The organism is Pseudomonas sp. 22085, from assembly GCF_052045815.1.
In the GTDB taxonomy this organism is placed as follows: domain Bacteria; phylum Pseudomonadota; class Gammaproteobacteria; order Pseudomonadales; family Pseudomonadaceae; genus Aquipseudomonas; species Aquipseudomonas glycinae.
Window position 1 is genome coordinate 297526 of the sequence record NZ_JBQEQA010000002.1, and the last position, 22153, is coordinate 319678.

The 22153-nt window shown below is 63.8% G+C and carries 19 protein-coding genes; all 19 read left to right on the plus strand.

Annotated features, from left to right (window positions below; genetic code table 11):
* Positions 1-48: 48 nt before the first annotated feature.
* The 19 genes from mnxG to ACTJK7_RS03705 all read left to right on the plus strand — a co-directional run bounded on the left by mnxG (position 49) and on the right by ACTJK7_RS03705 (position 21568).
* Complete coding sequence (gene mnxG / locus ACTJK7_RS03615; protein WP_440780284.1) at positions 49-5871, plus strand: manganese-oxidizing multicopper oxidase MnxG; 5823 nt, start codon at positions 49-51, stop codon at positions 5869-5871.
* Positions 5872-5946: 75 nt separating this feature from the next.
* A complete protein-coding gene (locus ACTJK7_RS03620; RefSeq protein WP_108560832.1) occupies positions 5947-7869 on the plus strand; it encodes a YVTN family beta-propeller repeat protein in 1923 nt (640 codons plus the stop codon).
* 13 nt (positions 7870-7882) lie between these two features.
* The gene (locus ACTJK7_RS03625) at positions 7883-8533 is read left to right on the plus strand and encodes an SCO family protein (protein WP_011333425.1); all 651 of its coding nucleotides are present in this window, start codon (positions 7883-7885) and stop codon (positions 8531-8533) included.
* Positions 8530-9162 carry an SCO family protein gene (locus tag ACTJK7_RS03630; protein ID WP_108560835.1) on the plus strand — a complete coding sequence of 211 codons (633 nt, stop codon included), beginning with the start codon at positions 8530-8532 and terminating at the stop codon, positions 9160-9162. Before ACTJK7_RS03625 ends, ACTJK7_RS03630 begins: the two co-directional genes overlap by 4 nt.
* Before the next feature lie 9 nt (positions 9163-9171).
* The gene (locus ACTJK7_RS03635) at positions 9172-10722 is read left to right on the plus strand and encodes an ABC transporter substrate-binding protein (protein WP_085655714.1); all 1551 of its coding nucleotides are present in this window, start codon (positions 9172-9174) and stop codon (positions 10720-10722) included.
* Positions 10723-10737: 15 nt separating this feature from the next.
* Complete coding sequence (locus ACTJK7_RS03640; RefSeq protein ID WP_108560838.1) at positions 10738-11691, plus strand: peptidylprolyl isomerase; 954 nt, start codon at positions 10738-10740, stop codon at positions 11689-11691.
* 236 nt (positions 11692-11927) lie between these two features.
* The gene (locus ACTJK7_RS03645) at positions 11928-12461 is read left to right on the plus strand and encodes a response regulator (RefSeq protein WP_440780286.1); all 534 of its coding nucleotides are present in this window, start codon (positions 11928-11930) and stop codon (positions 12459-12461) included.
* An 83-nt stretch (positions 12462-12544) separates the two neighbouring features.
* Entirely contained in the window at positions 12545-14266 is a 1722-nt protein-coding gene (locus ACTJK7_RS03650; RefSeq protein WP_440780287.1) for a GspE/PulE family protein, read from the plus strand.
* On the plus strand, positions 14247-15050 hold the full coding sequence (locus tag ACTJK7_RS03655) for a hypothetical protein (protein ID WP_064378907.1): 804 nt from the start codon (positions 14247-14249) through the stop codon (positions 15048-15050). The genes ACTJK7_RS03650 and ACTJK7_RS03655 overlap by 20 nt, the downstream gene beginning before the upstream one ends.
* A 1-nt stretch (position 15051) precedes the next feature.
* Complete coding sequence (locus tag ACTJK7_RS03660) at positions 15052-15597, plus strand: PilN domain-containing protein (RefSeq protein ID WP_108560847.1); 546 nt, start codon at positions 15052-15054, stop codon at positions 15595-15597.
* Complete coding sequence (locus ACTJK7_RS03665; protein WP_011333432.1) at positions 15584-16132, plus strand: GspMb/PilO family protein; 549 nt, start codon at positions 15584-15586, stop codon at positions 16130-16132. Before ACTJK7_RS03660 ends, ACTJK7_RS03665 begins: the two co-directional genes overlap by 14 nt.
* Positions 16132-16650: a hypothetical protein gene (locus ACTJK7_RS03670; RefSeq protein ID WP_108560850.1), complete on the plus strand. Its 519-nt coding sequence runs from the start codon at positions 16132-16134 to the stop codon at positions 16648-16650. The genes ACTJK7_RS03665 and ACTJK7_RS03670 overlap by 1 nt, the downstream gene beginning before the upstream one ends.
* Positions 16647-18494 (plus strand): secretin N-terminal domain-containing protein, encoded by a 1848-nt coding sequence (locus tag ACTJK7_RS03675; RefSeq protein WP_011333433.1) that lies wholly within the window; start codon positions 16647-16649, stop codon positions 18492-18494. The genes ACTJK7_RS03670 and ACTJK7_RS03675 overlap by 4 nt, the downstream gene beginning before the upstream one ends.
* 2 nt (positions 18495-18496) lie before the next feature.
* Positions 18497-18970 carry a type II secretion system protein gene (locus tag ACTJK7_RS03680; protein WP_064378909.1) on the plus strand — a complete coding sequence of 158 codons (474 nt, stop codon included), beginning with the start codon at positions 18497-18499 and terminating at the stop codon, positions 18968-18970.
* A 5-nt stretch (positions 18971-18975) separates the two neighbouring features.
* Positions 18976-19350, plus strand: coding sequence for a type II secretion system protein (locus ACTJK7_RS03685; protein WP_011333435.1), 375 nt, complete (start codon positions 18976-18978; stop codon positions 19348-19350).
* Positions 19325-19861, plus strand: coding sequence for a type II secretion system protein (locus ACTJK7_RS03690; RefSeq protein ID WP_440780291.1), 537 nt, complete (start codon positions 19325-19327; stop codon positions 19859-19861). Before ACTJK7_RS03685 ends, ACTJK7_RS03690 begins: the two co-directional genes overlap by 26 nt.
* Entirely contained in the window at positions 19858-20250 is a 393-nt protein-coding gene (gene csgE / locus ACTJK7_RS03695) for a curli production assembly/transport protein CsgE (RefSeq protein WP_108560856.1), read from the plus strand. Before ACTJK7_RS03690 ends, csgE begins: the two co-directional genes overlap by 4 nt.
* Positions 20247-20678: a curli assembly protein CsgF gene (locus ACTJK7_RS03700; RefSeq protein ID WP_108560859.1), complete on the plus strand. Its 432-nt coding sequence runs from the start codon at positions 20247-20249 to the stop codon at positions 20676-20678. The genes csgE and ACTJK7_RS03700 overlap by 4 nt, the downstream gene beginning before the upstream one ends.
* A 29-nt stretch (positions 20679-20707) precedes the next feature.
* Positions 20708-21568, plus strand: coding sequence for a CsgG/HfaB family protein (locus ACTJK7_RS03705; RefSeq protein WP_064378912.1), 861 nt, complete (start codon positions 20708-20710; stop codon positions 21566-21568).
* Positions 21569-22153 lie beyond the last annotated feature (585 nt).

Sequence of the window (22153 nt, forward strand, 5' to 3'; positions counted from 1 at the left end):
TTTATCGAGAATCGTTCCCTGTGAGCACCCACTACGAGGTTTCCGATCATGGTTGGCATTCACCACGCACCGCCCCTGTTGAACTGGCTGCTGTTGCTGGTCTCGATGCTCAGCGTCGAACTGGCCAGTGCCGCTGTGCGCTGCGAGCGCAATCTGGTGGCCAATGTGGTCGCCTTCGATCAACCGCTGATGTTCAACCGCCTCGGTGCGCAAAACGCCAACGGCATGATGTACGCCCTGCGCCGCGATGTGGTCGATGAGCATGACGTTTCGCTGGCCTACGGCGGCAGCGCGGTGCCGGGCAAGGTGTCGCTGCGTGCGGACAAACGTCCACGGCCGCTGGTGCTGCGGGTGGCCGCCGGTGATTGCCTGACGATCAACCTGCAGAACCTGCTCGATTACCAGGCCAACCCGAACAAGCACTTCGAAGGGCCTGAAGGCGAGGAGGGCACCGTGAACCCCGGTGGCGCCGATGCTTTCAAGGTCGACGAGCAGGTCGCCGACCGCCATGTCGGCTTCCAGGTCAACGGCCTGCAAGCGGTGAACAGCATCGACGACATTTCCTCCTACACCGGGCGTAACGCCAACACCCTGGTGCCGCCGGGCGCGAGCCGTTCGTACGTGCTGTACGCCGAGCGCGAAGGGGCGTTTGCCGTCAGCAGCCGTGGTGCGACATTCGGTGGGGAAGGCGCGGCCGGCAACACCGCCAATGGCCTGTTCGGCCAGGTCGTGGTGGTGCCGAAGTCGGGACGCACCTATCGCAACACCCTCACCGAAGAAGAAATGCGTCTGGCCACCACCGGCCGCACACCAGCGGGTCACCCCATCGTCGATTACCAGGCTCGCTATCCGCAGCGTGAACCGTGGCTGCGCGAAGGCAAGGCCGGTACACCGATCATCAGCATGGTCGACGGCAACGAAATCATCTCCAGCGAAAGCGATGCAATTGTCATGGGCAGCAACGCCGATGGCAGTTTTGCGCCCAGCACCTATCCGCTGGAATCGATGGGCAAACGCAACCCGGCGATCCCCAACCGCCTCGAGCCGTTTCGCGATTTCGCCTCGCAGTTCCAGGACGAAACCGCCGCTACCCAGGCATTCCCTGCCTACTGGGCCGACCCGGTCATGGCCCATGTGCTGGAGCCGACCCGCGACTCGTTCATGATCAACTACGGTTCCGGCGGCATGGGTGCCGAAGTGGTCGCCAACCGCCTCGGCGTGGGACCGATGCACGATTGCCTGTCGTGCGCCTACGAAGAATTCTTCCTCAGCTCGCATACCGTCGGTGACGTGGCGATGCTGGTGGACGTGCCGGCCAATACCGGGCTTGAGAACATCGCCCCCGGCCAGACACCGAGCGCCGATCAGGTTGGCGTCAAGGCCACCATGGCCCTGTATCCGTCGGAGCCGTCGAACGTCAACCACAGCTACATCGGTGACTTCGTCAAATTCCGCAACACCCACAATGGCCACGAGCAGCACATCTTTCACCTGCACGGCCATCAGTGGCTGTTCAACCCCAACGACGACAACTCCGATTACGTCGATGCCCAAGGCATTGGCCCAGGCGCCGGCTATACCTACGAAATCGCCAACGGCGGCTCCGGCAATCGCAACCGGGTGGCCGGCGATGCGATCTATCACTGCCACTTCTACCCGCATTTCGCCCAGGGCATGTGGTCGATGTGGCGGGTGCACGATGTGTTCGAGGAAGGCACTCGGCTGGAAGTCTCGCAACAGGGCGCCGATGGTTATCACAGCGAACCTTACGCCCTGCGCAGCGGTAAACCGGCTGCCGGTGCCCGCGCCTTGCCGGATGGCGAGATCATTGCCGGCACGCCGATTCCTGCCGTGGTGCCGCTGCCCGGCAAAGCCATGGCGCCGATGCCGGGCAAAGTGGTGGTGGTGCCGAAAATCGGCGAAACCCTGGTCGCCGGCAACGACGACGATGAAGAAGAGGACGACGGCGAACACCACGGCGGCAACGGTGGATCGCAAGCCATTGGTTCGCTGGCACTGGTCGATCGCAGCGAAGCCAACCGCAACGCCGACGGCAGCCTGAAAAATCCTGGCTATCCGTTCTGGATCGGCGGCATGGAAAGTTCGGTGGGGCAGCGTCCGCCAACCCCACCGCTGGACATGCTCGACGCCGCCACCGCGCAATCCTTGAAAGCCAGCGGCAAAGCGCTGTGGGCCAACCTCGACCCGAATCAGTCCGGCGGCTGGGACGGCGGCTTGCAGCGTCACACCCTCGACGGGGTATCGGCCGGAGGCGCGGCGCACACCGTGACCACCTCGCTGGACTTCTCCAAGGAAGTCACCCGCGCCAAACCGATTTACCTGCCGGAAGAGGGCACTGAAGTCGAACAGGCCGCGATGGCGTTCCACGCGAAAAAGGATCACCCAAGCTTTGCCTTGCTGCCCGGCAACCAGATCGTGGCCAAGGCCTTCCGCACCAACGGCGCCTTGCCGATGGCCGGCGCGCCGTACTACGAACCGTGCATGGACGACCGGCAAAAACGCCTGACCAGCAGCGCCGGCAGCGGTGAATTCGCCAGCGGCGACCGGCTGGACGGCATGTCCTTCGTCGGCGCCTCGACTTTCACCGCCGACCGGCCACGGATCTACAAGGCCGCCAACATCCAGTTCGACGCGGTCTACAACAAGGTCGGTTATCACTTCCCGCAAGCCCGGATTCTGGCGTTGTGGGAAGACGCCTGGCCGGTGATCACCAAGCAGCGTCCGCCAGAGCCGCTGGTGATGCGCATGAACACCTTCGACTGCGTGCAATACCAGCAAACCAACCTGGTGCCCGCCACCTACGAGATGGACGACTATCAGGTGCGCACGCCGACCGACGTGATCGGCCAGCACATTCACTTGCCGAAGTGGGACCTGACCTCCGCCGACGGTTCTTCCAACGGCTGGAACTACGAGGACGGCGTGCTCTCTCCGGGCGCCGTTCAGGAACGCATTCACGCGATCCGCGAATTCAACCAGTGCGAGGGCAGCGATCCGCGCGACGGCACCCAGGCCTGCCCGAAAGCCAAGGCACATCCGTTCTTCGGCCAGTTCGGGCGCAGTGACTGGATGGGCGCGCGCACGGCCATGCAACGCTGGTTCGTCGACCCGGTGGTCAACGCCAAGGGCGTGGATCGGGGGCTGGGCACCATCTTCACCCACGACCACCTCGGCCCATCGACTCACCAGCAGATTGGCCTGTATGCCACGGTGCTGGCGGAACCGGCCGGTTCCACCTGGTTCCACGCCGAAACCGGCGAGCCTCTGTACAGCGGCGCGCGCCAGGACGGCGGGCCGACTTCATGGCAGGCGGTGATCAACACCGGCGACCTCGACGGCGACGGCAAGAACGACAGCTTCCGTGAATTCTTCCTCGAATACAGCGACTTCCAGCACGCCTATGAAGCCGGTGTGTACGTGGGCGCCGGCCCCAACGGTGTGCCGAATCCGCAAGCCTTCCCGGCCACCGCCGACAGCTTCCGCTACGCGATCAACCCGCCGGTGCGCAACAACGCCAGCACCCTGCTCGAAGGCGTGCTGGAAGTACAGGGCGGTCAGGTGCCGGGCTGCCCGAGCCGGCCTTGCCCGCAAGCGATCTCCGTGGATGATCCGGGCATGTTCGTCGTCAACTATCGCAACGAGCCGCTGGCCCTGCGGGTCTACGACCCGAACAAGGTCGGCCCGGACGGCAAGCGCGGCATGCAGGCCGACGGCCTCGGCGGCGATCTGGCGTACGCCATGCAAAGCCGTACCGACCGTGCGATCCCGGCGATGAACCTGGCACCGAACCTGGTGACGGCTGCCACCGGACCGACTGGCGGCACCACGCTGTTCCCGCCGCACATCAACAAGGGCGGCAGCGAGCCGGGCGATCCATTCACCCCGATGCTGCGTACCTACACCGGTGACAACGTGCGCCTGCGGGTGCATGCCGGCGGCCACGAGGAAGAGCACAACGTCACCCTGCACGGCGTGAAGTGGCTGCAGAGCGGTTCCGGTTTCGGCAACAGCTCCAACTCCGGCTGGCGTGCCTCGCAGATGATCGGCATCTCCGAACAGATGGGCTTCATCGCACCGGTGTCGATGCTGTCCAGCTCTGCGGCGACCACCGGTGACTATCTGTACTCGATGGACGCTTCGATCGAAGGCTACTGGAGCGGGATCTGGGGCGTGATGCGCAACTACACGGCCAAACGCAATGACCTGTTTGCCATCCCGAACAACCCGAGTCCGGCCGGCATGCGCAACACCGTGGCGTTCGAAGGCAGCTGCCCACGGATCAGCGCCAACCCCAACGGCATCGGCACCCGGCCGACGGTGCAGCGCAACTATGAAGTGGTCGCCGCGCTGGCCAACGACATCCTCGGCAATTCGCTGGGCCTGAGCATCGGCGATTCGGCCGGGCTCGGTCAGCATGTCGGCGGGCCTCTGAATCCGGCGGGCGGCACCCTGGTGCTGAACTCGCGCACGGTGAGCATCCCGCAGGTCACGGTCACTGATCCGGAGGACGGCGAGACCATCACCATCGGTGGCCAGAGCGGGCCGCTGCATGATCCGACGGCGATCCTGTACGTGCGCAAATCCGACCTCGATCCGGTCAGCGGCAAGCTCAAACCCGGCATTCCGGTCGAACCGCTGGTGCTGCGCGCAGCGGCCGGGGACTGCATCAATATCACCCTGGAAAACCGGCTGCCGAGCGTAATGCCGGACCTGACCCAGACCGCGGTGATGCAGGGCATCGTCAAACGTGATCGCAACAGCGGCCTCGGCTCGACCACCTTCAGCAACAACCTGATGCGGCCGTCCAGCCATGTGGGGCTGCACGCCCAACTGCTGGCCTATGACATCACCAAGTCCGACGGTGCCAACGTCGGCGCCAACCCGGTCCAGACCGTGCCACCACGGTTGGGCAGCAGCGGCGCCTACCCGACCCGTACCTATCAGTACTACGCCGGGCACCTGGAGCGTGAAGGCAAACCGGTCACGCAACTGGGGCGCAGTGTCGACAACATCAACGCCACGGCCGTGGAGTTCGGTGGCCTGAACTTCACCCCGGCAGATGTGATCAAGCAACCGCAAAAAGGCCTGGGTGGGGCGATGAGCATCCTGCCGATCGGCGCGACCTGGGTCGACGATGCGCGCAAGGTCAACGCCACGGTCACCGCACCGGGGCAGACGACTTACCGCGACTTCGCGATGGTCTGGCACAAGGCGCTGAACACCCGCTGGGCCAATGGCCGGCCGGTCGAAGGCATCGCTGCAGAGGGCTTTGGTGTGCCGACCGATCCGCAGGACAACTCGAGCATGGCCATCAACTACAAGACCGAACCTTTGTGGTATCGCTTCGGCCTCGCCCCGGATGCGCCGTTCGGTCATGCCGATGGCGCGGGTTATGGCGACATGACCAACGCACACATGGCCTACAGCAATGCGCTGGTGGGCGGCGATCCGCAGACGCCGGTGCTGTACGCCAAACCGGGTCAGCCGTTCCGTACGCACATCCTGATGCCGAGCGGCGGCAGTCGCGGCACGACGTTCCAGCTCGACGGACACGTCTGGTCGCTCAACCCGTTCCAGGCCGAGAAGAGCGACACCGGCGGCTACCCGATGGGCACGCCGGGCGTGGGTTCGGTGCGCTACGGCTACAACCCGATGTCGATGTACATCGGCGCTCACGAAAGCGTCCTGCCGGCGGCGCACTTCAGCTTCATGATCCCGAGCGCCGGGGGCAGCAACGCGATACCGGGTGACTACCTGTTTCGCGATTACGGCGCCTATGGCAACACCTCGGGGCTGTGGGGATTGCTGCGGGTGACCAATGAGCCGGAGCCGGCGCCGCCTGCTCAGTAGGTGCCAATGCGCAACCTGTGGGAACCGGTGAACCCGCTCCCACAGGTGGGGACAGGATTTGTAGGGGAGAGCGACATGAACAGGATCATCAACATCATCGGCGTCTGCCTGCTGGCGATGGCCGGCGCGCTGCTCACGCTGAGCGAGATTGCCCTGGCGCAAACCGGCGCCGGGCAGGTGCTGACCCGCGACGGTGTGTCGATCGCCTTCGATCTGAAGCCGCTGGCCAGCGACGGTCAGTTGCGTGAGGGGGAGTTCGCCGATGTGCAGTTTCGCGTCACCGACGGTGCGTCCGGCCAGCCGTTGTCCGGTGTGGCGCCGGGGGCGTGGATCGATCCGCAAGCCCTTGCCGCCGACCAGGCCCAGGGCCGTGACCAGAGCTGCAAGTCGCGGGTCGGCACGTTCCTCAAATCCAACATCGGCGCGCGGCCGCTGCTCGACCTCAACAGCTATTTCCTGCTGGTGATGAACCGCGATGCCAGCGTTTCGGTGGTTGATCCGTCCGTCTCGGTCGGCGGCATTACCAGCACCCTGGCGCGGATCGAACTCAAGCAATCGCCGATGGACTGGGTTACGCCCAAGGACAACAAAAAGGTCTTCGTGTCGATGCCGACGGCGGGAGAAGTGGCGGTGATCGACAGCGAGCAATTCAAGGTCATCGACTCGGTGGCCGCCGGCAGCCAACCGGTGCGGGTCGCGCTGCAACCGGACGAGCGTCTGCTGTGGGTCGGCAACAACGCGGCCAAGGCTGAAGAATCCGGGGTCACGGTGATCGATACCCAGAGCCTCAAACCGCTGAAACACCTGGCGACCGGACGCGGCCACCATGAAATCACGTTCAGCAAGGACAGCCGTTTCGCCTTCGTCAGCAACCGCGACGACGGCACCCTGAGCGTCATCGACGTCGCCGGCCTGAGCCTGGTGCAACAGGTCAAGACCGGCTCCAGCCCGTTGTCGGTGGCGTATTCGCCGCTGTCCGGCGCGGTGTACGTGGCCGATGGCAAGGACGGCACCGTCACCGTGATCGACAGCAACAGCCGCGCCGTGAGGCGGGTGATCAAGCTGCAACAGGGCCTCGGCCCGATGGGCTTCAGCGCCGACGGCCGGTTTGGCGTGGTGCTGAACACGGTGGAAAACCGCGCCACAGTCATCGACGCGGCCAACGATTCGGCGATCCATGACCTGGAGGTTTCAGCCGAACCCTATCAAGTGGTGTTCACCCAGGCGTATGCCTACGTGCGCGGACTGGCCTCGCCGAAAGTCACCATGATCAAACTGTCTTCGCTGGGCGAAGGGCGTCAGCCGATTACTCAGGGTTTTGAAGCCGGGCCGCAGCCGCCACGGCTGGCCGGGGATCTGCCGCTGGCATCGAGCCTCGCGGTATCGCGCGATGACAACGCGGTGTTCGTGGTCAACCCGGTGGACAACACCACCTATTTCTACGCCGAAGGCATGAACGCGCCGATGTCCGGTTACCCCAACCGGGGGCAAATCGCCCGCGCCGCGCTGGTGATCGACCGCAGCCTGCGCGAAGTCTCGCCGGGTCTCTACAGCTCACGAGTGAAACTGCCGGCGGCGGGGCGCTTCGACGTGGCGTTCCTGCTCAATCAACCGAACATCATTCATTGCTTCACCGCGCAGGTGGCGTCCGACGGCGCGCCGGAAAAACACTTGGGCGCGGCAAAAGTCGAGTTCCTGCTGGACAAGACCGCCGTGGCCCTCAACGACCCGTACGTGGTGCGCTTTCGCATCGTCCAGGGCAAACAGAAGATCCAGCGCAGCGGTGTGACCGACGTGCAGTTGCGCTACTTCCTCGCCCCGACTTCCCGGCCCCGTGAAGTGGCGGCGCTGGAAGTCGCCGACGGCGTGTACGAAGCACCGGTGACCCTCGACCGCAGCGGCGCCTGGTACCTGCACGTGCGCGCGGCCTCGCTGGGCGCCGGTTTCGATGACAAGACCTTTGCCAGTGTCCGGGTGCTGCCCGGCCAGACTCAGTGACGAGGAAACGACCATGAACCGATTTGCATCCCGTGGCCTGCTGACCCTGTGCCTGTTGGCCGTCGGTATCCAGCAGGCCAGCGCCCACTCGGCGGACGAGCATGCCGGCCACACCGCACCGGCCGCCAACAGCCAGGAACACGCCCAGGTCAAGTTCGCCGACGTGCCGTTGCTCGACCAGAACGGCAAGACCGTGCACCTGGAGCAGGATCTGGTGCACAACAAAATCGTGGTCATGAGTTTCATCTACACCAGTTGCACCACGGTCTGCCCGGTGGTCTCGTCGATCATGGGCAAGGTGCAGAAACAGCTCGGTGCCCGGGTCGGCGCGGAAGTGCAGTTGGTGTCGATCAGCATCGACCCGCAGCGCGACGACCCGAAACGCTTGCAGGATTACGCCCGCACCTTCCAGAAAGGCCCGGGCTGGAGCTGGCTCACCGGTTCGCCGCAATCGATCAGCGCCACCCTCAAGGGCCTCGGCAGTTTCAGCGGCGACTTCAAGAATCACCAGCCGCTGATCCTCGTCGGTGACGGCAACAGTCGCCACTGGACGCGCTACTACGGCTTCACCGACCCGGCATTACTGGCCAAAGAAGTCGAGAAACTCAGCGGCCTGCGCACCCACGCCAAACACACCGCGATTGCCATGGAGCAACAACCATGAGGACCCTGGACCGGATCACCCTGACAGTGTGTTTGTGGATTTTCAGCGCCATGGCCCTGGCCCACGAAGGCCACGAACAACCGGCACCGGCAACGACAACGGCCAGCGCTGCGCCCGCACCGGCCAAAGGCACCCACGACGCGAAAACCTGGTTCACCGACACGCCGCTGCTGGATCAGAACGGCGACGTCCAGCGTTTCTACAGCGATGCGCTGCACAACCGCGTGGTGCTGCTCAACGTGATCTTCACCAGTTGCAATGACGCCTGCCCGCTGATCACTCGCAAGCTCAAGGAAGTCCGTGAGCTGCTGGGCGACAAGGCTGACGGCATCACCTTCATTTCCCTTACCAGTGATCCGCTGCGCGACACGCCGGCGGTGCTCAAGGCTTACACCTTGAAGCAGGGCGCCGATGACCCTCACTGGCTTTTCCTTACCGGCGACAAGGCGCAGATGGACCTGGTACTGGGTCGCATCGGCCAGATCGTGCCGACGCCCGAGCAGCACTCGACCCAGTTGATCGTCGGCGATGTGGCCAACAAACGCTGGAGCAAAATCCGTCCCGACGCCCCGGCCGCCGCCATTGCCCAGCGCTTGCAGCTGCTGACAATGCCTGTGGCCGGCCGCTGAGTCCGCGCCATGAACCTCGGCCGCGTCCTCGCCCTGATCCTGCTCGCTGGCGTCAGCCTCGGCGCGGCCGCATTGCCGCTGACCGATGAAGAAAGCGCCGGCAAGCGTCTGTACCGCGAAGGCCTGTCCGCCAGCGGCGAGCCGATCATGGCGCGGGTCGGGGCGGCGGATGTGTTGCTGCCGGCCACCAGCCTGCCGTGCGCCAACTGCCACGGCGCCGACGGTCTCGGCCGGCCCGAGGGCGGGGTGCGTCCGCCGGAACTGAACTGGTCGCGGCTGACCAGCATCCACGGTCAGCAACAGGTCAACGGGCGCAACTACCCGGCCTACACCGACAGCAGTCTGGCGCGGGTGATCCAGCAAGGCCGCGACCCCGGCAACAATCGCCTTGACCCGAGCATGCCGCGCTTCCTGCTGTCGATGAAGGATCAGCGCAACCTCACCGCGTACCTCAAGCGTCTGGCCGATGACCGCGATCCGGGGCTCGATGACCAGACCTTACATTTGGGCACTTTGCTGCCCAGCCAGGGGCCGCTGGCCGAGGAGGGCGCCACCATCGCAGCGGTGCTCAACGGCAGTGTGGCGCGGATCAATCAGGCCGGTGGCATTCACGGCCGGCAGTTGCGCCTGACCGTGGCCGATCCCGGGCCGGATCGCGCCAGCGCCGAACAGGCCCTGCAACGGCTGATCGAGGAAGAGCAAGTCTTCGCCCTGATCGCGCCGCTGGCCCCGGCGCTGGACAGCGAACTGGCGCCGCGCCTTGAGCAGTCCGGCGTGCCGCTGATCGGGGCCCTGTCGTTGCTCGGCCCGGTGCAGGCCAGCCCGCAGATTTTCGAACCGCTGCCGGGGCTGCGCGAGCAACTGATCGCGCTGGCTGATTACGCCACCGCCAGTTTGCGAGTGCTGCAAGGGCCGACGCTGATTGCCTATCCCGATGACCCGGCGCAGGTGCTGGCGGCACAGGTCCTCGGCCAATATCTACAGGATCACGGCTGGGAAAAAGTCCATCTGCAGGCCTACGACCCGGCGGCGGACAGCTTGCCGCTGGGCTCGCGCTCAGTGTTCTACCTCGGTAGCGGCGGAGGTTTCAGTCGGCTGGCGGCCGGATTGCAGAATGCCGGGCAGGTGCCGTACCTGTTTGCTGCGTCGAGCCAGGTGGCGGGGGATTTGTTGCAGGTGCCGGAAGGTTTTTCCCGGCGGGTGTTTCTGGCGTATCCGTTCGTGCCCAGCGACTGGACTCAGGCCGGGCGCATGGCCCTGACGCTGTTGCGCGAGCATCAAGGCCTCGGCGCCCAGCACGCGGTGCTGCAAGTCGGCGCCTACGCCTCGATGCTGTTGTTCAGCGAAGGCATGAAGCAGGCCGGGCGCGATGCCAGCCGCGAAAAACTGGTGGCGGCCCTCGAAGGCCTGCACGACTTCGACACCGGCCTGACCCCGCGCCTGAGCTTCGGCCCCGGCCGACGATTGGGCCTGAGCGGGGCGCACGTGGTCACCGTTGACTTGCCCGACCAGCGTTTTTATCTGGTCGCTCCCTACAAACCGATTATTGCCACGCCCTGACCGGAGGCCCTGATCATGAAGCTCAAAACCCTGTGTTGGCTGCTGACAGGCTGGTTGTCGGTGGGAATGGCGAACAATGAACCGGTGGCCGCCCGGGTCAACGGCGAGGCGATTTCCGAGTTTCGCCTGGAACGTTTTTTCGCCGAGTACCTGGAAGATCAGGGGCGTGCCGTGGCGAGCATCCGCAACCCCAAGGCCTATAAACAACTGCGTCAGGCCGCGCTGGACACGCTGATCGACAAGGAATTGCTCTGGCAGGAATCGCGCAAGCGCGGGGTGAAGATCGATGAGCAAGCCGTGCGCGAACAGGTCGAACAGACCCGCACCGCCATCGGCGGCACCGACAAATTCCTCCAGCGTTTGCAGGACGCCGGTTTCGATGAGGCCTCGTTCACCGAGTACACCCATCGCGAACTGGCGGCGCAGCGGATGTTTGCCGAACTGACCCAAGTCCAGGCCCCGGACGAGCAGACCGTGCGGGCTTTCTTCAACGAACACCGCGCCGAAATGGGCGCACCGGAGCAGGTCCAGGCCCGGCACATTCTGATCAAGGTTGCCGGCGATGCCGATGCCGCCACGGTTGAAGCGGCACGACTACGCTTGATGCAGATGCGTGCCGCTATCGCAGGGGGGCAAACCTTTGCTAGCGTCGCGCAATCGGGATCGGAAGATGTCACCGCCAGCCAGGGCGGGGACCTGGGGTATTTCGCCCGTGGGCAGATGGTGCCGGCCTTCGAAACGGCAGCGTTTGCCCTCAAGCCTGGTGAGGTCAGCGAGGCGGTGCGCACACCGTTCGGCTGGCATTTGATTTTTGTCGAGAACCACAGGGAGGCGGCCGATGTCCCAGAGGAGCAAGGGCTGGAAACAGTCAGGGCGTACCTCGCCCGACAGCAACAGACCCAGGCTCGTCGTCAGGTGCTCGCGCAATTACGGGCAGAGAACAGGATCGAACGAATTGACGACGACTGAAGGTTCCCCCCCAATAGTGGGGAATGGCTTCGATGCCCATTCAGGTGCTTCCCCGTTTCTGGGGAACGGGGTACCGGGACGAGCGGGCATTTCCATTCAATTCAAGGACATGAAGACAAAAAATTACCGGCATTCAGCCTGGCATGAAGTGTGCGTTACCTCTTGTGAGGCGCACTCCAGCAGGTTCGGTTCATTGAATTTCAATTGCCGGCACTTGAGGTTTCAGGGAGTCCACCTTGGTTAACAAAGTACTGGTTGTCGAAGACGAACAGCTGCTTGCACAGAACCTTCAGGATTATCTGTCGGCGCAAGGGCTGGAAGTCCGGATTGCACATGACGGCGCAGAGGGAATCGGCCTGGCCGAGACTTTCGCCCCCGACGTGCTGGTGTTCGATTACCGCTTGCCCGATATGGAAGGGTTCGAGGTGCTCGACGCGGTCCGCCAGGACAGGACGTGTCATTTCGTGCTGATAACGGGTCACCCGACCGCTGAAGTCTGTGAGCGGGCGCGGCAACTGGGGGTCAGTCACATCCTGTTCAAACCGTTTCCGTTGGCGGAACTGGCCCGAGCTGTCTGTGACCTTCTGGGGATCCAGCGCGAAGCGAAACCCGGTGCGAGCCCATCCGAAGGCTTTGTCGAACGACGCCAGAGCAGGACCGAGAGCTTCCCGTTGCAGTTGTACGATGGCAGTTGGGTGCTGGCGGACCGCCGACGAAACCGGTCGGAGGTCATGGCACCGGACGACGATCAAATGCTCACCGGGGAGTAATGGCGCGATAGACGTTCCGGCACTCGCCGAATTCGCCTCCCGCGCCGTCAGGGCCTCAAGCCCCGGGTGTTGGAGAGCAAGCCATGGATCGTCTGTCCGTTGTCGTCGAACCGCTGTCGGTCAATCCTCCACAGGAGGCCCAGACCCCGCCACGCTTTTCCAGTGAGCAACTGGCCCAGGCCCGGGTACGGGCCAGCACTTCCGGGGAACGGGTGCTCGATGCGCTGGCCGTGCTCTGCGAACTGGCGCCAATGCCGTTCATTGCCAGCCTCGGCGCCACCCTGCATTACCCGGTGCTCGACACCGACACGCTGTTTCTGGCGACCCCGGTGTTCGACCGGGTCACCCTCGCGCAATGCCTCAAACGTGAATTCATCCTGCTGCGCCACAACGACGAAGTCATCGGCGTGTTCGCCGACCCCTTCGACACCGCGCGCCTGGCCTGGATCGACGAATGCCTGCACGGCGCGCCGCTGTATCTGGTGCACGCCGACGACCTCAAGGCCTATCTGGCCCGCCACGAAGAAAGCTTCCACGCCGTCGAATCGCTCAACGCCCAGGCCGACGCCGGCAGCGAGACCGACACCCTGCAAAGCCTGTCGCTGACCAGCATCAGCGAAGACTCGAGCGTGGTGGTGAAACTGGTCAACTCGACCCTGTACGACGCGCTGAAAATGCACGCCAGCGACATCCACCTCGGCACCACTGGCCAGGGCCTGGTGATCAAGTACCGGATCGACGGCGTGCTGAACAACATCGGCAAGATCCAGGGCAGCGAGTTCGCCGAGCAGGTGATCTCGCGGGTCAAGGTCATGGCCGAGCTGGACATCGGCGAAAAACGCGTGCCTCAGGACGGTCGCTTCAAGATCGGCATCAGCGGCCGGCAGATCGACTTCCGGGTGTCGATCATGCCGAGCATCTTCGGCGAAGACGCGGTGCTGCGGGTGTTGGACAAACAGGACCTGGCCGACAAGGTCTGCGGCGTGCAACTGCAAGCGCTGGGCTTTGAAGACGAAACCCTGCGCCAACTGCGTCGCCTGGCCGCCGAACCCTACGGCATGGTACTGGTGACCGGCCCCACCGGCAGCGGCAAGACCACCACGCTGTACGCGATGATCACCGAGATCAACCACGGCGTGGACAAGATCATCACCATCGAAGACCCGGTGGAATATCAGCTGCCGGGCGTGCTGCAAATCCCGGTCAACGAGAAAAAAGGCCTGACCTTCGCCCGTGGCCTGCGCTCGATCCTGCGTCACGACCCGGACAAGATCATGGTCGGCGAGATCCGCGACCCGGACACCGCACAGATCGCCGTGCAATCGGCGCTCACCGGTCACCTGGTATTCACCACCATTCACGCCAACAACGTGTTCGACGTGATCGGTCGTTTTACCCAGATGGAAATCGACCCCTACAGCCTGGTTTCGGCGCTCAACGCGATTCTCGCCCAGCGCCTGATCCGGCTGGTGTGCAGCAGTTGCAGCACGCCGGTCAACCCGAGCGATGAAGAGCTGCGCGCTTCGGGCCTCGACCCTCAGAAAGTCGATCACTACCACTTCGTCCACGGCAAGGGTTGCGGCCACTGCCGGGGCAGCGGCTATCGCGGCCGCACGGCGATTGCCGAGCTGCTGCATCTGGACGACGAACTGCGGCAGATGATCGTCGAGCGCCAACCCATCACCCAGATCAAAGCCCTGGCCTGCGCCCGTGGTTTGCGCCTGTTGCGCGAATCGGCGCTGGAGCTGGTGGAGCACGGTCGGACCACGCTGGAGGAGATCAATCGTGTCACTTTTATCGCGTGATCAATTTATCGCCGTGCTCGGTGCCAGCGGTGTTGGCCTCGGCCAGCGCCGGGGCAGCGACACCCTGTGGCTGGGCAGCGTCGGCTACATCGACGAAGGCTTCCAGAGCTACGCGGTGGCGCTGGACACACTCGACCGTCTGCTCGGCGAACACACCCGTACCGGCGCCGAGCTGAGCGTGGTGATCTCCGGCCACTTCAGCCGTTTCTGCCTGGTGCCGTGGAGCGAGCAGATCAGCAGCCCTGACGAACTGCGCGGCTTCGCCCAACTGTGCTTCGAAGACCTGTTCGGCGCCCCGACCCAACCGTGGAGCCTGGTGCTGTCGGCCGAGCCGGCCGGGCATGACCGGATCGCCAGTGCCTTGCCGCAGGATTTGCTGGAACGCCTGCGCACGCTGGTCAGCGGTCGCGGCCTGCGCCTGCGTTCGGTGCAGCCGTACCTGATGACCGCGTTCAACCGTTTCGACAAAAGCCTCGACGCCGGTGACTTCCTGTTCATCGTCGCCGAACCGCAACGCAGCGTGTTGCTGCTGGCAAGGGAAGGGCGCTGGTCGTCGGTGCGCTCGGTGGGCGGCAGCGACAGCGACGCGGCACTCAGCGCGCTGATCGGTCGTGAACGGCAACTGCAAGCCTCCACCAGCGAACGCGCCTTCAACGTTTATCTGCACGCCCCGGCGCGGCTCGATGCGCAACCGGATGTGGCGGGGGTGCACCTGCGCACCCTCGAAGACAACTCGATGACCGTGCGTGACGCCTTGTACGTCATGTCCCGGGCGGTGGCCTGACATGCGCGCCTTGAACCTCGACTTCCAGCCTCGTCCGCGTTCCGGCCCGTTGGGCTGGAGCCTGCTCGGCGGCGGTGTGTTGCTCGCGCTGGTGTGCTTCGGCGTGCAGCAGCACCTCGGCGAGCAGGCCGAACAACAGCAAGGTCACTTGCAGCACACCCAGCGCCAGCTCACCGGCGACAGCGGCTCCAAGACAATGCTGAGCCCGGCGGAAACCCGCGAGCAGGCGCAGAACCTCGCCGAAATGCGCAAGGTCTCGCAGCAACTGCGCCGGCCCTGGGAACGCCTGTTCGCCATGCTCGAATCCATGCCGCGCGACGACATCGCCTTGCTGACCCTGACCCCGGATGCACGCAAGGGCCAGGTGCGGATCAGCGCCGAGGCGCGGGATCTGCAAGCGATGCTGGATTTCCACAAACGGCTGGAGGCCAGTGACGAGCTGTCCGACGTGTCGCTGCTGAGCCACGAGATCGTCGTCAAATCGCCGGAGCAACCGGTGCAATTCAACCTGTCGGCGACCTGGGAGATAGGCGATGCGAATCCCTAGACTGATCGTTCACGAATACCTGCAAGGCCTCGGCGTACCGGGCCTGGCCGGTCTGGCGCTGCTGCTGGTCACGCTGGCCTGGGCACTCGGCGGTTTGCTGCCGGGCTGGCAATCGCTGCAACAGCTCAGCCAACAAACCCAGGAAGCCACCGAGTACCTGGCCAAGGTCGAGGACGGCAGCATCGCCCCGCCCGTGGTGCCGCAACGTCAGCTGGATGATTTTCGCAACAAGCTGCCGGCTCAGCCGCAAGCCACCGTCGCCATCGACCGCATCTATGCGTTGGCCGCGCAGGAACACATCACCCTGGCGCGCGGCGAATACGCTCTCGGCGTCGATCCCAAGACCCATCTGGCGCGCTACCAGATCCTGTTGCCGGTGCGCGGCAGCTACCCGCAACTGCGCCGCTTCCTGCACGCCTTGCTCGGCCAGTTGCCGGCGGTGGTGGTGGAAGACGTCGAGTTTCAACGCAAGAAGATTGCCGACACCGACCTCAGCGGCCGGATCCGTATGACCCTCTACCTGTCGAGGTCGTGATGGACACCAAACGCGTAACCGGCTGGGTGGCGTTCTTCGGCGTGGCGGCGGCGCTGGCCTGGTTGCCGGAATATTTCTCGCCGAGCGACGAGGCGGATTCGACCGAAGTCGCCGTGGCCAGCCCGGCGAAAGCCAGCGCCCGTGGCGCCTTGCCCGCCAGCAGCGCCAAGGCGAATGCGGCGCCGATCAAGGACCTGAGCCCGGCCGGCGACCTGTTTGCGAGCAAATCCTGGAAGGCCGCGCCAACGCTGGCGACGGTCACCGAACAAGCGATCAACCCGACCCCGGTGGTGCAAGCCCCGAGCCTGCCACCGGTGCCGTTTCAGTTCGTCGGCAGGCTGCATGACCGCAGCGACCTGCAGGTGTTCTTGCAGGACGGCGAGAAAATCTACGTCGTGCGCAGCGGGGATGTGATCGACGACACCTGGAAGATTGCGGCGATTTCCGATGTGGAACTGAGCCTGGTCTACCTGCCTTTGCATTTGTCGCAGACCTTGTCTGTGGGGAGTACGCAATGAACAGATCCCGTTTGCTGATGAGCCTCGGCCTGTGTGCCGGGCTGGCCGCGTGCAGTTCCGCGCAGGTTGCCAACAAGGAAGCCGCCGACCTGATCGATCAGGGGCAGTACGAGGCGGGCCTGGCCCGGATCGAGGAAGGCTTGCGGGAAAATCCGCGCGACACCGAGCTGCACCTGCTGCTCAACAGCGGCCGGGCCAAGGCGATCACCGCGCTGCTGACCTCCGGCGACACCGACCGCGCCCGTCGCGATTTCGCTTCGGCCCGCACCGCCTACAGCCGGGTGCTGACCATCGAACCGAACAACCGCCGCGCCCAGGATGCCCTGCGCCAGCTCGACTACCTGCGCAGCATGGACGAGAAACTGGAACTGGCCCGTGGCGACCTGCGCCGGGGCGACATCTACGGCGCCGACCGTCAGGTCAAACAGATCCTCGAACTCGACCCGAAAAACGACGGCGCGCTGGAGCTGCAAGGCAACATCCGTCTGGTGCAGAGCCGCAACGTGATCCAGTACCCGCAACTGCGCACCCGGCTCGACCGCCCGGTGACCCTGGAATTTCGCGACGCCAACCTCAAGACCATTTTCGAAGTGCTGTCGCAGGTCGCCGGCCTGAATTTCATCTTTGACAAGGACCTGCGCCCGGACATGAAAGCCACGATCTTCGTGCGTGACGTGCGCATCGAAGACGCCGTGCAACTGCTGCTGCAACAGAACCAGCTGCACCAGAAAGTGGTGAACGAAAACACCTTGCTGATCTTTCCGGACTCGCCGCAGAAGCTGAAGGATTACCAGGAGCTGGTGATGCGCACCTTCTACCTGACCAGCATCGACGCCAACACCGCGCTGAACATGATCAAGACCATGCTCAAGACCCGCGACGTGTTCGTCGACGAACGCCTGAACACCCTGACCATGCGCGACACCGAAGACGCCGTGCGCATGGCCGAGAAACTCCTGCAATCGCAAGACCAGTCCAACCCCGAAGTGGTGCTGGAAGTGGAAGTGATGGAAGTCGCCACCCAGCGCATTCTCGACTTGGGCCTGCAATGGCCGAACACGTTTGGTGTGGTCAACAGTGACGGTTCGGCGGTGACCATCCTCGATCAACTGAAAGGCATCAACTCCAGCCGGATTTCGATCTCGCCGTCGCCGCAAGCCAAGATCAATGCCCAGGACAACGACATCAACACCCTGGCCAGCCCGGTGATCCGCGTCAGCAACCGCGAACAGGCGCGTATCCATATCGGTCAGCGCGTACCGATCATCAGCGCCACCTCGGTGCCGTCGACTCAGGGCCCGGTGATCACCGAAAGCGTCACCTACCTCGACGTCGGTCTCAAGCTTGAAGTGCAACCGACCGTGCACTTGAACAACGAAGTGGCGATCAAGATTGCTCTGGAAGTGAGTAACGCCACGCCGCTGGAGCCGACCCGCCAGGGGACCATCCCGGTGCAGGTCGACACCCGCAACGCCCAGACTTCGCTGCGTCTGCATGACGGCGAAACCCAGATACTTGCCGGCCTGATGCGCAACGACCACGGCGCCACCGGCAACAAGATTCCGGGCCTCGGCGACATTCCGGGTCTGGGTCGGTTGTTCGGCAGCAACAAGGACACCATCGGCAAATCGGAACTGGTGCTCTCGATCACCCCACGGATCGTGCGCAACCTGCCGTACCAGAGCCCGTCGGACATGGAATTCCCCACCGGCACCGAAACCAGCATGCACATCCAGGCGCCGGATCGCTCGCAAAGCTACTCGATGCCAGCGCCTGCCGCGCAGCCTCGTGCAGTCGGTGAAGCGGCCGTGGCCACCACCCGTGTAACCGTCGAGAAGCCTTGATCATGAACGCCTCCCAACGCGGTTTTACCTTGATCGAAGTCGTGGTGACGCTGGCCCTGATCGGCCTGCTGGCCGGCATGGCCGCGCCGCTGACCGAGACCCTGGTACGGCGTGGCAAGGAGCAGGAACTGCGCACCGCGCTGTATCAGATTCGCGATGGCATCGACGCCTACAAGCGAGCCTTCGATGCCGGCTACATCGAGAAATCCCTGAACAGCAGCGGCTATCCGCCGAACCTGAAAGTGCTGGTCGAAGGCGTGCGCGACGTGCGCAGCGCCAAGGGTGCGAAGTTCTACTTTCTGCGCCGGATACCGCGGGATCCGCTGGTGCCGGCCAAACGTGACGACAACGGCGGTTGGGGCCTGCGGGCCTACAACAGTTCGGCCCAGAACCCGCGCGATGGCGAGGACGTGTTCGACGTCTACTCCCTCGCCAGGGGCCGTGGCCTCAACGGCATCGCTTACCGCGAGTGGTGATTCTCATGCGCCGGGAAAAGGGGTTTACCTTGCTCGAGCTGATGGTGGTGATGGCGATCATCGCGACCCTGATGACCATCGCCTTGCCGCGCTACTTCAACAGCCTCGAGGCCTCCAAAGAGACCACGTTGCACCAGAGCCTGTCGGCCATGCGCGAGGCGCTGGATCACTACTACGGCGACACCGGGCGCTATCCCGATTCCATCGAGCAACTGGTGGAGATGCGTTACCTGCGCAACGCGCCGCTGGACCCGATCACCGAACGCAATGATCAATGGGTGCTGATCGCACCGCCGGACGGTGTGGCGGGCGGCGTCGCCGACATCAAGAGCGGAGCTACCGGGAGGGCGCGTGATGGCAGCCAGTATTCCGAGTGGTAAGCACGCGGAGCAGGGTGGGTTCACCTACCTGGGCGTGCTGTTCCTGATCGTGATCATGGGCATGGGCCTGGCCAGTGCCGGCGAATTGTGGTCGACCGTGTCGCGCCGCGATCGCGAGAAGCAACTGCTGTGGGTCGGCACCCAGTACGCCCAGGCGCTGCGCAGCTACTACCGCAGTTCGCCGGGCCTGGCGCAGTACCCGAAAGAGCTGGTCGACCTGTTGCAGGACGAACGTTTTCCGGAAGCCCGCCACCATCTGCGCCAGCTCTACCCGGACCCGATCGGCGGCGAATGGGCCCTGCAGCGGGGTTTCGACGGACGCATCACCGGCATCAACAGTGCCTCCACCGAGGTGCCGTTGAAGCAGGCGGACTTCCCGTCGCAGTGGTCGGATTTTGAAGGCATGCAGCGTTATTCGGACTGGCAGTTTGTGGCCGAGAAAGCCTTCCTTGATGGCACAAACGGCCCTGCCAAAGGCCAGTCAGCGCTGCCGCAGGCGTTGCAGCCATGAGCCGCCGCGTGTGGTGCGCGTTGATCCTCGCGGCCGTGGCGTCTTTCGCCAGCGCCAGCGAAGAAGACGAAATGATGGGCTTCATCGTCGACGACACGATCTCGCACATCGGCCACGACTTTTACTACTCGTTCAGCGAGCGCCTGCGCGACACCAGCCGCATGGATTTCAACCTGGTGGTGCGCGAGCGCCCCGACGCGCGCTGGGGGAGCCTTGTGACCGTCGAGTATCAACAACGCCTGGTGTATCGGCGCTTCCTGCCGCCGAACACCGTGGAACTGAAGGACGAGGCCTACGAGGCCGCCGACTCGGTTCGACTGGAGGTCGTCCGGCGCAAGCTGGAAGCCTTGTTGCAGGACACCACCGACCTTGAGAAGGACGAACTATGAACACGACAACGTTCTCACGGCGCAGCGGATTCTGGATCTCGGGGTTGTTGATCGGGCTTGCCAGCGCCGCTGCCGTCCAGGCCACCGAACTGGTCTACACGCCGGTCAACCCGTCGTTCGGCGGCAACCCGCTCAACGGCACCTGGCTGCTCAACAACGCCCAGGCACAAAACGACCACGACGATCCGGATCTCAAGAAACGCTCGACGGTGGCCGGCACTTCGGCGCTCGAACGCTTCACCAGTCAATTGCAGTCACGGTTGCTGGGGCAACTGCTGGACAACATCTCCACCGGCAACGCGGGGAGCCTGTCCACCGACGCTTTTATCGTCAACGTCGTTGATGACTCGGGGGCTCTCACGATCGAGGTGACCGACCGAGCGAGCGGCGAAGTTTCCGAAATTCAGGTGAACGGCCTCAACCCATGACGGGATGACGGTTCCGGGGAGAGATGGACATGAAAAAAATAATTGCGCTAGGGCTGATGTTGGCAGCATTACAAGGGTGCAGTCTGCGCGAGCCGATGCCGGCCGAGCAGGACACCGATACCCCGACCCTGACCCCCAGGGCCTCCACTTATTACGACTTGCTGAAAATGCCGCGCCCCAAGGGCCGGCTGATGGCGGTGGTGTACGGCTTCCGTGACCAGACCGGGCAGTACAAACCGACGCCGGCCAGTTCGTTTTCCACCAGCGTCACCCAGGGCGCAGCGTCGATGTTGATGGACGCGATGCAGGCCAGCGGCTGGTTTGTGGTGCTTGAGCGGGAAGGGCTGCAGAACCTGCTGACTGAACGCAAGATCATTCGCGCTTCGCAGAAGAAACCGAATACGCCGGTGAACATTCAGGGCGAGCTGCCACCGTTGCAGGCGGCGAACATGATGCTCGAGGGCGGGATCATCGCTTACGACACCAACGTGCGCAGCGGTGGGGAAGGGGCGCGGTATCTGGGGATCGATCTATCCCGCGAGTATCGGGTGGATCAGGTGACGGTGAATTTGCGTGCGGTGGATGTGCGTAGCGGGCAGGTGCTGGCGAATGTGATGACCAGCAAGACGATTTATTCGGTGGCGCGCAGTGCGGGGATTTTCAAGTTTATCGAGTTCAAGAAGTTGCTTGAGGCTGAGGTCGGGTATACGACCAATGAGCCGGCGCAGTTGTGTGTGTTGTCGGCGATTGAGGCGGCGGTGGGGCATATGGTGGCGCAGGGGATTGAGCGGCGGTTGTGGCAGGTGGCGGGGGATGCTTCTACGCCTTCGCAGGATGATGTTTTGAATCGGTACCTGACTCAGAACAAGATTGATCCGGATGCGGAGTGAACGTGGCGGCCTTCGGGCCGACCAGGTTCTGGCTGATGTATCCGGTTCAAATTGTGGGAGCCAGACAGCTGGCAATGGCTGTTTTTCAGACGCGGGCGTTATTGCGAATTTACCCGGAACCCTGTGGGAGCTGGCTTGCCAGCGATGGCGTCCGGTCAGTCGATGGGGGGCTTTCTGGCTGGGTACATATCCATTTCTGCGGTAACGGCTGCTTAGGGTTTCGCCCTGACGGCGAGTCACCTTTTCCAAACGCCGAAAAGGTAACCCAAAAGGCTTTACCCTGACGTACGGCCCTCGCTGTGGCTCGGGTTCCTTCGCTCCGGGATTGATCCGGGGGCATCGCCTACGGTTTGCTTCGCTGCACCTCCTCTCGATGCATGCGGCTGCGCCGCACGGTCGCTGCGCTCCCACCCCCGGATCAATCCCTCCACTCAGCCTTCCGACGGGCCTTGCGATCAAAAGCGGTACTCGAGCTAACGCTCATCGTGTTGAGTGGTGAGAAGCAGAAAGCAGAAAGCAGAATGCAGAAAGCAGAAAGCAGAAAGCAGAAAGCAGAAAGCAGAAAGCAGAAAGCAGAAAGCGGAC